The organism is Eximiradius sp. (assembly GCA_937127445.1).
Lineage (GTDB): Bacteria > Bacteroidota > Ignavibacteria > Kapaibacteriales > UBA2268 > JAKIZO01.
In genome coordinates this window covers 34,827-49,686 of the sequence record CAKZLY010000021.1, presented here as the reverse complement: position 1 = coordinate 49,686, position 14,860 = coordinate 34,827, and the positions used below count along the sequence as shown (strand labels likewise).

Here is a 14,860-nt window from a genome sequence, read left to right as displayed (position 1 = left end):
TCATTATATTTATTTCTATAAAAATTGTTAATTTTAATGTAACTTGCTATTTGCAATTATTTAGTGAGCATAAAAATATATTTTGTTACTATTTGAGAGGTTATTAATGAGAAAATTTTTAAGATGGTTTAGCATTGTAGCAATAGTGCTTTCAGTGCTTGCTGGGACTGTTCGTTCTCAAGAAATCCAGATTGGAACGGGAACAGTTACAAGTTTTTATCCGTTTAATGATAATCCAGATGCAGCTTGCTTTTATTTGTATACGGCTGCTGAAATCATTGGTGCCGGTGGCAATCCTGGATTGATTAGAGGATTCTCGATTAATGTGATAAGTCCTACATATGCTTCTTATGCTGGATTTTCCATATATATGCAGAATACAACGTTGACCTCGATATCAGCTCCTGTTGCTTCTGGATGGCAACTTGTATATTCCACTCCTTCATACACAGTAACTTCTTCTGGGTGGAATAAATTTAGTTTTCAGCCAGCAAATTACTTTAATTATACTGGCGGAAACTTGTTAGTGAAAATTTGCTATAATAACTCAAATTATGGAGCGATAACAAACGTATATGGCACTAATATTTCTGGGCGAGCCCATGTTCGCTACGGAGATGGCGACGGATGTGCTTTGACTTTTTCTGGGACAAGCGCTGGAACAGTACCACGTCCCAATGCAAGAATAGAAATTCTTTCAAATCCTCAAATGACAGCTGTTTATCCGCCTGCTTCAACAGTTTTGACAGCGGGTTCAGTAATCCCATTTGAACACAACAATCATCCATCTGTAAATATTAAACGTGCTTCTATTCAACCAACTGTTTACGTAAGTTATGCTATTGTAGGCCCATCGACAAGTCCAAATCCAGATACTATTTATGTTGCAACAGCAGAAGGTAATTTGAGTGTAACAAGAATTCCATTGACAATTGTTGGAGATCCTAACCCTGTTCGTTATAGATTTACTCATGCAAAAGGTATTGCAGCAAATGTTGATCCGCTGGAGGGTCCAACCGGTCAGCTTGACCTATCAAATCCTGGTATTGCGAGTGGTGAATATACTATTTATTCTCGATTTGAAGTAGAAGGAAGACCTGATCTGACACAAGATTTCCAACAAAAGTTTTATATTGCGTTACCGTGGGATTTGGTTGCATTGGGCATACCATATCCGCTTAAAAAAGAGTTCACAAAATATCCACTTTCTGGTACAACAATTCCTCTTGGAATTACAGTTCAAAACTCTGGAATTAATCCTGTTGATTCGTTCCGCGTTGAATGCAGAATTTACAAAAATAACGTTTTAGTTCATCAGCCACCAAATGTGATATGGGTAAATAAAACTGCACCGCTACAACCTGGGACAAACACAACAATTTTCTTCCAGAATTTTGCTCCAACAGAAGTTGGCGAGTATGAAGTTCGCGTAAGAGTATACTTGCTTAACTCGCAGGATCTAAATCCATCAAACGATTTCTTCCCTCCGATGGGTGGAACGCCACATATATTTAAGGTTACTTACGGTGTTGATGCTCAGCCTGATACATTGTTTTCACCTACTGCAAGCGATAACTACAAATTGCGTCCACAACCTGTGGTTATTAGAGTGCAGAACAATGGTTTCGAAGATATTTTTGGTGCATTAGCAACTATTACTATTACCAACTCACAGGGGCAGGTTGTTTTCCAGGATCAAACAGATATCGATATCATTCCTTCGACCTTTCCACCATATAAAATAGTTCGTTTCCCGAATGAGTTTGTTCCAACTGCTACTGGGACATATACAGCAACAATAATGATAGACCATCCATCAGAAGGTAATCCTGTTGACAATACTTATACAACAACGTTTGTTGTTAAATCTGGATTGGTTGGAACGTACAAAGTTTGTTCGAGTTGCACAGGAAGCAATAATTTTACAAGCCTTTCTCAAGCATTTGACGAAATTTACAAAAAGGGTATTTCTGGCGAAGTTGTATTGGAATTAGAAGATGATACATACAATTTAGGGGATATAAATTTATCATACCCTGCACTTGATTTGAGAACCAAGATTATTGGTGCTTCAGAAAACGCTAAAATAATTATTCGTCCTTCGCAACAGAAAATGGCAAATCGTGCAAGTGTGGTCGTCAATCTTTATAGCGCATCAGGTATTGGGATTTTGTTTGGTCAGAATCATAATCAAACATCTGCGTTTGCTCCGATTAATTCGGTATTGAACGAACATAAGAACGATTATGCAGCAAGCGATGGATATATTGTATTTGACGGTGGTCCTCAAAAATCACTTGTCTTCAAAATGCATACTCCGCCATCTGTAATGTTCCGCGTTCCGTTCTATTTCAGCAATGGTTCTCGCAACATTACTGTTAAGAACTGTATTGTTGATGGCGAAAGCAGCACAACTTCGTATGCTTCGAGTCTCCCAAATGTAAAATTCGAATTTATTGCAGACCGTAGCCTTTATACATTCGAAGAAAATGTTCGTACGTCTGGGACTTATTCTGCTGGCTTTGTATTAAGGAACACTCCACCATTCTTCACCAGCACTCAAAATAACTATTACAAGCTGGATACTCTTAACATTAATAATATAGTAATTGAGAACAACGAAATTACAAAATTCGGTTATGGTATTGTTTCTCTTGGCTTGGGCGTTTTGGATAAAATTAGAGGTCCAGAAGTAACAATTACCAAGTATTTGAACAACAATAACAAATTTATCAAGAATAAAATTTATGATGTTGGACGTGCTGGTATTTTTGTTGGCTACGAAGAAAATACATTGATTGCTCAGAACCGTATATATAATATTAATGCTACAACAAGCGATGCAGCAGGTATTATTGTCGGTGGCGAAGACAAAGCAGGATTTTTGGGATATCACAATAACAATATTAGAATTGATGGTAACGAAATCAGCAATATTAAATCATCGTTTATTACTTTCGGCGTGAAAATTGAACAGGCTTCTTATACACTGCAGGAAGGTGCAACACGCACTCAATTCTTCCCGAAAGACAAAGAAAAATTCGTAGTTGTAAATAATATGATCTACGATTTGAAGGTTAATAACGCTGCTGCTCACATTGCAGGTATTTATCTTGCTACTGCTCGTAACATTAATGTGCCAAACTTTAACGATAGAATACTTTCACCAGCAAAAGCTGGTTTCTTTACTCGTGAAGATAAAATTATTAACAATACTATAATTATTCCAAACGATCAGTTTGCCAACACTGGTAATATTGCTGGCATTGCTGTAATGCAGAACAAAGATTTGACTATGGGCAACAACGCTATTGCAATTCTGGACGATAACATTGCAAGTTCTGTTGAAACAAAAACCGCTGTATTCTATTACAACGAAAAACCAAAAGAAGATGGTACTAAAATTGAACGTAATGCGTTCTGGCTTGCAAGCGGAATTGACTATTATCGCTATATTGAAGTAGATGTTGAACGCAACTTGCTCACTCTTGGCTTTACTGGAGAATTCAAAACATTGAACCAATGGAGATATTGGACTGGTTGCGATATTTATTCTGTTGACTACAACTTCTTGCAAGATCACGAAATGATTGGTTCCAATCCTGGCAATTTGAGAGTAAAATCGAACCCAACTCCAATTAACTCTAAGATTAACAACCGTGGTACAAGATATGATGTATTAAGCTCTGATATTGATGGTAATTTACGTGGTTTTGCAAATCAACGTTATGATATTGGCGCTTGCGAATTCAATGGTAGATTGCTCAATAACGATATAGAAATTCACTCGATCGTAGCTCCTGGTGCTTATCAAGACCTACGTCTAACATCGCTTTTCAATGATGCTGAATACATTATGACGCAGTCGCCGGTTGAAGTCAAAGCAATTGTTCGCAACAATGGTAATATGCTCCAATCAGCTGCTCAAATAAAAGTAGAAATATTCCGCGAAGATACATTAGGCAACTTCGTTATTCCAGCAGTTGCTCCTAAAATCGTTACTGCTCAGATTAGCCCAACTGATGATGCTGTTGTAGTATTCGGATTGGGTGATGGTAAAGACAACGACGACTTTATTCCACTCACTTACTCGCAAGTTGTTGGATACAATGTTCCTCAACACTTCTCTACAATGCTGCCTAATGTTACTCCTCGTTATAGAATAAGAGTAAGCCTTGCTCAACCAGATGAAATGACTTCGAACAATGTGCTCGAAGATAAAATTGTTCGCTTCTATTTGAAACGTGCTAAGCTCGATTTGCTCTTATCTGTAGAAAATAGCTTTGTGAATATCGATACCGTTTCGAACCCGACACCACAGCAGATGGACCAAATTGCTGGACGTTTGAATGCTGATACTTTGATTACTGCATTCCGTAGAATCGGATGGTTCCAGATGAAGGGTGAAGCAGACCACGACTTCGATATTTTCGATCGCCGCGGCTGGGAAGAACGTTCGGTAAACTATACAATGTATCGTTCGCTCTTCTTTGGTGATGCTAACGATAAAATGTACACAACCTACGTAATCGGCGATGTTTTGAAATTCTTAAACAAAGGGAAATTGAACGATAAGAGCAACTTTATCATTGCAAGCCAAGATGTTGTTCGTCAAAATGGTATTCCTCAATACCTTGATGGAACATACTTCACAGAAAAGATATTAAGAGCAACTCCAAAGGTAACACGTCCGTTCGATTCATTATCAGTGGTTCGTGGTTTCGCAGTTGCTCGCAATATCGATTTTGCAGCAGTTCCAACTGGCTTCCTTGGCGATCCGAAACCTGTTGGCGACGTAGTGAATATGACTGAAAGCGGTGTAGGTGTTGCACGTGTTGGTATGTTCTATATCAATCCTGACACAATAATGTTCGATCAAAAAATTATGTGTATTGCATCATCATCGCTGTTTACAAATGTGATTTACTTCGGGCTTGATTGGAGACATTTCCCAATGGCAGATGCTCTCATTCGCGCTTCGATGGACTATGTTCAGAACAATGGCGGAACAATTATTCCAATCGAACTGTTCTCGTTTGATGCTAATGCTGTTGGAAAACGTGTCGAACTTAACTGGGTAAGTGCATCAGAAGTAAATTCATCAAGATTTGATATTGAAAAAGCAAAAGTTAATGAATTCGGTATTGGTGCATTTGCTAAAATTGATGAAGTTAAGGCAAAAGGTAATTCAGCAGTTGCTACTGAATATGGTCCAGTTATCGATAGAAGCGTTTCTGCTGGTAAGTCATATGCTTATAGATTGAAGATGATTGACCAAAATGGTGAATTTTCATATAGCAACACAAGAGTAGTAACAATTGAGGGTGATGGTGCATTCGAAATTTCTGGAATTTCGCCAAATCCTGCGAAAGACTATGCATACGTTTCGTTCTACTCACCTGTTGAAGGTTCAGCATTAGTAGGAATTTATAATATTGCTGGAAGCAAAGTTTTTGCTGAATCGTTTGGCTCGATTGCCGCAGGTGAAAATCAATTGAGATTGGACCTCAGAAACCTGACAGCAGGCACCTACACTGTTGTTGTTAATGCTGGTAACTATTCTACAACAACAACCCTAAAAGTTGTGAAATAGCGTAGATTAATAAATTGAAAAGGGAGTTGTAAGAGATTATAGCTCCCTTTTCTTTTCTTATATAATGTGTCAAAAAAGTGTGAAAAAAATCTGACAGTGTTTTAAAAATAGTCAAATGATTGTGGAAAATTTAAGAAAAAATTTAAAATTAGGATTAAAAAAAACTATTAAAACTTGGTAGAAAAATTCAATAATAATATATTTGTATGCCAAAGGGTCGAATAGTTTCTCATTGTTACGAGCGCCCGTAGCTCAATTGGATAGAGTGTTGGATTCCGGTTCCAAAGGCTAAGGGTTCGAGTCCCTTCGGGCGTGCAAAGAAAATTAGTATCATTAATAAAATAAAGGATTTATGAGCGACAAGATTAATAACAAAAATGAACAGAATTTAGATGACGAACTTGAAAATCAGGTTCAGGAAGAAGGCGGCGAGGTTAATTTTATTCAAAAGTATGGTAAATTGATAGCAATAGCAGCGGTTGCAGTGGTAGCAATAGTAGCTATTGCATATTATTTTACATATACGAGCAATAAAAATAAAGAAGAAGCAGCTTTGGCGCTTTCGAGAATTAGACCGTATTTCGACAAAGAAGAATATGCTCGCGCATTGTTTGGAGGCGACTCTGTTCCAACCGTTAGAGGAGAGAAAGTATTAGGTCTTGTGAAAATTGTTGAAGAATATTCATCAACTCCGTCAGGGGAAATTGCTGCATTGCTCGCAGGAGATGCTTATTTTGCATTGGACAAAATATCAGAAGCGCGTAAATACTTTGAAATTGCTGCAAAAGCAAAATCCGATGAAGTCTCAAAAGGTGGTTACGCTGGGCTGGCTGTTTGCAGTGAGAAGAACAATAATTTAAGCGATGCAGCGGAAAATTACGAAAAAGCAGCAGGATTAGCTATCGACCCAACATCGAAAGGACGTTATATGCTGTTTGCTGGTATTTGCTATGCACGTATGGGAGAAAAAGATCGCGCAATAGAGCATCTAACAATGATTGCAAAAAATCGTGATTTCGCAGAATTTGCAAATACAGCTAAAATTGAACTTGCTCGACTTGGCACGATTATTGAATAAAACGTATTTATGTATATTTAATATTATATGATGCAAAATGAACATAGATTTTTTAAGCAACATAGATTTTATAACAAAATTTTCACATTTTGGAGGTAACATGCAACGATTTTTTCGTATGAGTTTCTTGGCAGCGTTACTATGCATATTCCTTGGCGTTGAAGGATATGCACAGTTGCCAACTGCTTACGTTTCCGGCAGCATCGCTCCCGGAGAAGTAAGAGTGTTCCAAAGAGACTCAATTTACGTAATCAACAAAAAGCTTGTTGTCGGCGGTACTCTTATTATTGAACCAGGGACAACAGTAAAATTCCTTGACAACAGCTGCTTAATCGACTCAACAGGCGGTCGTATCATTGCTGACGGTTTTGCTCGTATTACTTACGACCAAACTGCAGTTCCAGATCCTGTAACAACATATCCAGCAGACCAAGGTGGTTTTGGTTATGCTGATATGCGCTATTTCTTATACGATGATGGTATGACAAGAACATTATCGTATAACACACGTCGCGACCCAACCGTTCATCCAAGTAAATACAACCATATTTTCAATGTTGTATTGGACACAGTTGCTCGCAAGATTGTAAACTTGGATCCTAACAATTTGCCTACTGACCCACGTTATGTGATTATTCCTTTCGAATATGCAATCGCATTCCAGGCAGCTCGTTTATACTTAAATCCAGGAAATGATCCAAACCTGAAAACATCACCTTGGAAGAGATTTGGTGGCGCAGCAGTTCCTTTCACACAATCAAGAATCCGCTTCATTGGCCAGCCAGTGAATAATTTCTCACGTGAATGGGGACATATCGTTGTGCTTCCAGGCGCTCGCGCTGCATTCTTCCGTAATGTAGTATTTGAAAACTTCAAGAAAGATACAACTGTTGACCGTCATCCTTACTATGCTCAAAGCGACCTTCCAGGCTTGAATACATTTGAATATAACGCTTTGATGAATAGAATTAAGAGTTTGGCTAATGGTGCTGGCGGTGCTTTGACTACATTCTCGTCAAGAACTTGGCTTATTAATGTAACTTTCAAAGATAATATTGCTCGTGTTCGGGGCGGTGCATTGCAAATTTTGCAAGCCCCAGAGGGTTACCCAGTTTATAATACACCTACTGCATACTATCCAGATGCTAAAAACCCACAGTTAACTGATCGCAATGGAAACATTTCTGAAATCAATAAAAGCTACAAAATTCCATTAATTGACAATATTGACGATCCGACTGCAGAACCTCTTCTCGATCTTGAACGTATGGCTTGGGACGACGCTCGTATAGCAGTTTATTTAGGTCGTGTCCGTAATGTGAAATTCGACAGAAATAAAGTTATCCTTGCAAAAGTTGGACAAAAAGTATTAAATACTGTTCCTCCTGTTACAGTTGTAACTGAACTTACCGACGTTGCCGCAGATTATCCATTTGCTTATGGCAATAAAGCTTTCGGCGGTGCACTCTACATTGCAGGTAACGAAGCTAATGAAAACCGCCGCATGGAAATTGCATTGGGTTTGAACGACAGATTACTTATCAACGGAAACGTTGTTGAATTAGACCCTGGTTATAACGACGCATTAGAAGTAACCAACAACGAAGCTTCAAACTATCAAGGACATATGAGCTCATTCGGTGCTCGTGGTGGTGCAATTTATGTTGGTGCTAATACAAGCGTTATTTTCAGCGGTAAGTTTGAAAACAACCAAACTAAAGCTCCATTCCTTGTAAGTGCAAACAATGCAGAATCTGGAAACGGCTTCTTCTCGATGGGTGGTGCTATATTCGCTGAAAACACGCTGAACCGCATTCAAATTCGTGGCGGTCAACGCGATGCACTCAAAGTAAGATCAGATGTTGATGCTGCATTGACAATTGCTAATCAAACATACTTTGTAAACAACCAAGCTGGTGCTGGTGGTGCAATTTATGTTGATGGTAATGTTTATAATTTAGTATCCCCTGTTATCGGTGGTCACGACAACACTTGGAATACACGTGATTATGGGTTTGATATTAAATTTGTAAATAACATAGCTTCTTCATTCGGTGGAGCTGTATATTCAAAGAGAAATACAATCATCACTGGTGCAGGTGGCGTCAATGGCTCCTTGCAATTCTATGGCGGCAAATATCCTGTAATATTCCAGAACAACAAAGCTGGATATTATGGTGGCGCTCTTGCATTCAACATTCCTAATAATGTTGGAATGGATCCATTCAAACGCTTAATCCAAGTGGTTCGCGCTAACTTCGACGGAAATATTGTTGGCGAAAACGTTGCTGATGTTAATAAGCCAGATATCCGTGGTGGTGGTGCAATATACTCGCTCAATGGCGACTTGAACTTAGTAAAAGGTTCGCTCTTTATCAATAATAAGGTATATAATGGTAATGGTGGTGCAATTGCTCTTGCAAATCCAATTACTACTATTCATAAAATTTTCGTAACCGACCTTGATGTAGTTCATTACGATATGTATGATGCTAAAGATGGCTTTGCTATTGGATATACATCAGTAAATGAACCATTTACATATTCAAATGCTCCAATCGTTGCTGATGTTCGTATGCTTACTCGCTTCCTTGATAATACAATCATTCTTGACAATGGAATTATTGATTCACAAATGGGAAGCGGAACAACTCAAATTGGTAAAGGTACACCTCTTCCAAGCGATCATATCAATGCTATCTACTGGCTTGATAACAAAGAAGGTTATGCTGTTGGCAACAATGGTATGATCGTTAAATTCAGCAACGGCGGTGCTAAATGGGACTTTATGCCATCCAACACCAACGTTGATTTAACTGACATATACTTTACAAGTGATGATATTGGCTACGCAGTTGGTGCGTACACAACAATTTTGAAGACAACTAACAAAGGTCAAACCTGGACTAAATTAACAGTTCCATCAATTACTAATGATCCTAAGATTAATGATATATTGTTCGTTGGTACGCAAGTAGGTTATGCTGTTGCTGACGAAGGTTATATTTTGAAGACCACAGACGCTGGTGGAAACTGGACAGTAAAACGTCCTGCAACTCGCAATTTACAATCAGTTGCTTGGGTTGGTGTAAACAAAGGCTATGCAGTTGGCGATAGAGGCTTAATTCTCTACACAACTAATGGCGGTGATAATTGGGACGTCCAGATAATGCCTGGTCTTACTTCGGACCTCAACTACATTATGTTCAAGAGCGCAACAGTTGGTTTTGCTACTGGCAAAGCTGGTGTGATGATTAAAACTGTCGATGGCGGGAATACTTGGGATTTCGTAAATAGCGGAACAGACCAAGAACTTAAATCAATCTTCTTCTATGGTCAAAATATTGGTTATGCAGTTGGTGCAAGTGGTACTATCGTAAAGACAACTGACGGTGGTAACAACTGGACAGCTCTTACCTCAGGAACTACAAATACACTCAATAGCGTATATTTTGTAAATAACAACGAAGGTTTCGTATCAGGTAATGTTGGATTGTTGCTCGCAACAAAAGACGCTGGTGCAACTTGGTCGCAAGTAACACCTGCTGATATGGCACTTATCGATGTAAAACGTTGGCATAAAGAAACTAACTTACCAGAGAATGGCGTTGGTCTTGGTGGTGCAATCTATTTATTAGATAAAGCTACACTCGATAGAACTAACCGTATTGATGCAGTATTGTTCAACCGCGTTAGAATTCAAAACAACGTTGCATTTACTGGTTCTGCAATATATTCAGATAACTACGACCTTAAACTTATCTTTAACCGCTCACTTGTAACTGGCAACAAGACTGATGAACGCAATACAATTGGTATGAGCCAGAACTACATTAGCGGTCCAGTGATTAAAGATGCATCGAACACAACAATTGGCAACTTTGCTTCTTCAGATTTGGCTCCTGCTACAATCTATGGCGAAGTACAAGGTCCATTGCCATCATATATTTTCAGCGAGGCTGCAAACTCATTCTATGGCAACACAGCTCGCTTTATGATCCGTCTGCCAGACGCACCAAACACTAAGGGCGTTCTTGCTGGAACAACAGGTATCGGTGCAGGCGGTACTGATACATTACGTGGCAACTACTGGGGTCATACCGAAGCTAATGTTCTTTTGAACATTGAAAACAATCATAATTCACCAGAACTTGCAAGAATGGAAACATTCTTTGTAAATATTGCTCCAGCAGATCAATATAATGTAGTTAATGCTGATGCTAACTATCTGCCATTCTTGTTCCAAACAAGTTCAGACCCAAGAACACAAGGTCCATTCGAATCAATTGATAAATACAACTATACTCCAATTGTTCTCAAGAACGGACAAGATGAAAATACAGTTGGCGACAACAGCATTGCTGAAAAATACTTAATGAGCGGTCATATTTATGATATTTACGATAAAGGAACTGATATTAAGACAGCTGACTATACAAAACGCCGTATGAGCCCGATTGAAGACTTTGCAGTTGGTATCGCTCCAAAAGTTAAGAGATACAGCGTTGCTAACGCTCCATCTAATGGTAAATACATAAAACGTTACTTGCGTGATCCATTCGCAGTAGAAGCTCGCGACGACCAAGGTAACTTGAAGTATCCATTCTTATCACAAGTTCAAGGCGAATGGAAACCAGATGAAACAGGTCGCTACTATCACCCAATTGGCTATCCATTGTTCCTCGAAACAATGATTGATTACAACACTGGTGAAGTTGAAAAGAACAACCACGACACAAGAATGCTCAATGAATCAGTATTCTTTGTAATCAACGAAACAACTGGCGACTATATCCGCGTAAACTTCAAGCAAGTTGGCGAAGATGCAAACTATCGCGAAATCTTCCGCGCAAGAGTTGAATTAGTACCTGACTCATCAAATAGAAATCCAAACTCGTCAATTAGAAGAAGTGCTGAAGGTCTTTTGAACCTTGGTTCAAATGGTTTGTTCCCATTTGCTCCATATTCAAATCCAGTTCTTCTTGAAAAATTATATCGTGATGCTTATAACGAAGATGCAGCAGCATTGCAAGGACGTAAATACCACGCAGATTCGAACGCTTTAGCAAAAGTATTCAATCTGTTCAGCAACCGTCCTTCGATGCCAAACAACAATAGAACATTTGTTGGAACAACTCCTGTTTCCAATACAACTTACTTTGCTGGCGAACGTTACCGTGCACTTCCAGTTGATACAGGCGACGTAGTACGCATCATTTCACGTACAGTTCTATGGCGCGAAGGCGTATTGGCTGCATACAATGATGGTATTGTGTTTAAGGTAACTCGTTCGACAATGCCACCAGTATTTACTGGCGATCTTGCTCGCTTAGCACAAGATACAGTGATTAAGATTGTCGACTCTGAATTCAATCCTGGTCAGAAGGACACATTAATTATAACTGACTTTATCAATAAGATATTCGTTACAGAAGATAGAACATACCCAGCTGCAAACGGTACATACACTGGTCGTGGATATGATCGCGGTCGCGATTCTATCTTGACTGTTACAGCAATTGATAGCAATATGTTCTACGATCCACGCTCACTGCTGCACCCAAATCAATACTCCAACTTGCTCTATAATTGGTTAGTTGATGACAACTCAGGTCTTAAGAGATGGTTGTTGGTTGATACACTAGCAGCTACATATCAAAAAGATAATGCAAGTGGCTACTTTATGTTCAAAGGTCAACCGCTTAACCCATACGTAGTGCCAGGCGGTGAAGATCTCTATCTCGAAGTACGTAGCTTCCCACCACACTACCGTAGTGTTGATGTGTTGAAAGCTCTCAATACTCCACAAGACATTATAGACCAATTTGTTAACATATTCCCGAAATATATTAGCAATCCAATCTATGATGTAACAAATGCTCGTTACTTGCAACAAGATACGATCGATTTTGCTTCGAACTACTTAACTCGCCAAGCCGTAAAAGTGTTTGTAGTTGACAGCGCTCCACGTTTCTTAGAGCCTGGAACTACACTTGGTGCAGCTATGGTTAAAGTTAATAAGAACTCAAGCGATTTCGTAATGAAAGACTACTTACCTACTGTATACACTTGCGGTAAGACAGCAACTGGTAAACTAAAAGCAAATCTAACTGATAGATTACGCTTCAAAGTTGACTTCAACACTGACGACGAATTAGAAGATAGCTGGGCATTGGATTGGGATTATCGCTACGGCAGAACTTCATACGGATTTATGAATGTTGCAATGCGTGGCGGCGATGCTCCTGATACAGTTGTGTTCGGTATGAAACAATTGCGTCCAATTTGGATGTCCAACCAGTATATGGTTAAATACGATAATCCAACAGTTGCTGATCCTTATGGATTTGACTTCCTCTCGAAAGGTCAATTGCATTACAGCATTGATAGAACTACTGCTTTGGGTCTTTTGAGACGTAACGACCAAAATCCAACATCATTAATTAACGATACAGTATTTGCAATCGTTGCAAATGATGGTCATGGTGGAGTAACTGAAAAATTATTAGATGTATATATTAACTACGCACCTGAAATCCTAACTGATGCATTACCAAATGCACAAGAAGGTGTTGACTACAACTTATCAATGATGGATAGCACAAGAATAGTAAAAGTGTTCGATGCTAATACTGGTGAACGCTTAATATTTGCACTTGCTTACGATACTTATCCAACAGATTCTATAGCAATAGATCCATGCTTCCCAGAAGCAGGCAAAGTCTATGTAGAAAGAAAGACGCCAAAATGGTTGAAGATTAACGCAGAAAGTGGCTTGCTCTATGGTACTCCTGGTATGCAGGACGCTCCAAAAGATGAAAAAGTAACTGTTATCGTTACTGATGAAAATGGATTGTCTGCTGTTAAAACACTTAACTTGAAGGTTCTCCCAATGAACCATACACCAGAACTTTCTGGCGTACCAGCAGTAGAGTGCATAGACCAAGGCGAACCATGGGAGGCATTCATCACATTGAAAGACTTAGATTTGGCTCGCACAAATTCAGACGAAGTTATTACATTAACTTTGGTTAAACCAAGCGATCCAACTAAGCTCAATATTACTCCTTCGTCAATTCGTGGACCATTGAGCAAAGCTGATACAACAATCCGTATCTGGACAAACAACTTTAACCTTAATCGCGATCCAGACGGTAAGGTTACTATTCGCATTGAAGCTCGCGACAGAGCTGGTAAAGTTGCTGTTCTTGAATTCAGATTGCAGCTTTCATTGCCAACAGACTTCTTAGTACCTGTTACAGTTGCAAACGCAATGGGTGCTAATCAAACTCTTGTGTTTGGTACTGCTCCAAATGGTGCAACTACTGGTGATGGAACAGATGGCGATAACGTAGGAACAATTGACTATGACCTCTGCGAATTCGAAATCCCACCATATCCACCAAACGACGTATTTGATGCTCGCTGGTCAATCCCATCGCGCAATGGTTTGCACCGCAACATCTATCCAAGAGCACTGACTGGTCAAAGTGGTGAAAGAGTATATCGTGGTCGCTTCCAAGCTGGTGGCGAAAGAACAACTGGCAGTGGCTCGCTCCTCTACCCAGTAACTATTACTTGGCCAAAAAGCGCTGTTCCTGCTAAGAACGATCCTGTTAACCCAACAGGCGCAAGCTGGTACATCCGTGATGCTTATTCAAACGGTAACTTGTTCTCAGTTGATATGAAGACAGGTGCTGTAAGAAATAGCCAGAACGTGATTGTTGAAAGCTCAGTTAGCGGTAATCCAGATTTGGCACGCATCACAATTCTTTCGGACGCTATCGATGCCTTCATCATTATCTATGATATGGCAACAAGCGTAGATGGTCAAAACGATATTACTGAATCACGTATAAATAGCGTTTCACCAAACCCAGTAAGAGCAGCTACAAACATTAACTTCAACATTGCTAACGCTACAAATGTTACAATGGAAGTATTTGATAATCTTGGTAACAAAGTCGCTACAATTATCAATGCTCCATACAATGCTGGCAGCTACAACGTTGAATGGAATGCAGTTGATGTGAAAGGTTCGCTCTTGCCAAGCGGTACTTACAACGTAAGATTGGTAGCCGGTGAATCAGTATCAGTCTTCCCGGTTGTTGTAGTAAGATAATATGTTGTCGTATGGCTTTCCCCGAGAAATCGGGGAAGCCATATGAAATTAACTTATGAAAAAGATA

General features: G+C 39.3%; 3 protein-coding genes and 1 tRNA gene. All 4 read left to right on the top strand.

The window, feature by feature from the left end:
- The first annotated feature begins 106 nt into the window (after positions 1 to 106).
- The 4 genes from AC6QZF_RS07050 to AC6QZF_RS07035 all read left to right on the top strand — a co-directional run bounded on the left by AC6QZF_RS07050 (position 107) and on the right by AC6QZF_RS07035 (position 14,793).
- Complete coding sequence (locus AC6QZF_RS07050) at positions 107 to 5,593, top strand: T9SS type A sorting domain-containing protein (protein WP_499799174.1); 5,487 nt, start codon at positions 107 to 109, stop codon at positions 5,591 to 5,593.
- Between the two features lie 241 nt (positions 5,594 to 5,834).
- Positions 5,835 to 5,908: transfer RNA gene (locus AC6QZF_RS07045), tRNA-Arg, on the top strand.
- Between the two features lie 37 nt (positions 5,909 to 5,945).
- On the top strand, positions 5,946 to 6,671 hold the full coding sequence (locus AC6QZF_RS07040; RefSeq protein ID WP_499799173.1) for a tetratricopeptide repeat protein: 726 nt from the start codon (positions 5,946 to 5,948) through the stop codon (positions 6,669 to 6,671).
- Positions 6,672 to 6,771: 100 nt separating this feature from the next.
- Positions 6,772 to 14,793 carry a YCF48-related protein gene (locus AC6QZF_RS07035; protein ID WP_499799172.1) on the top strand — a complete coding sequence of 2,674 codons (8,022 nt, stop codon included), beginning with the start codon at positions 6,772 to 6,774 and terminating at the stop codon, positions 14,791 to 14,793.
- Positions 14,794 to 14,860: the final 67 nt, after the last annotated feature.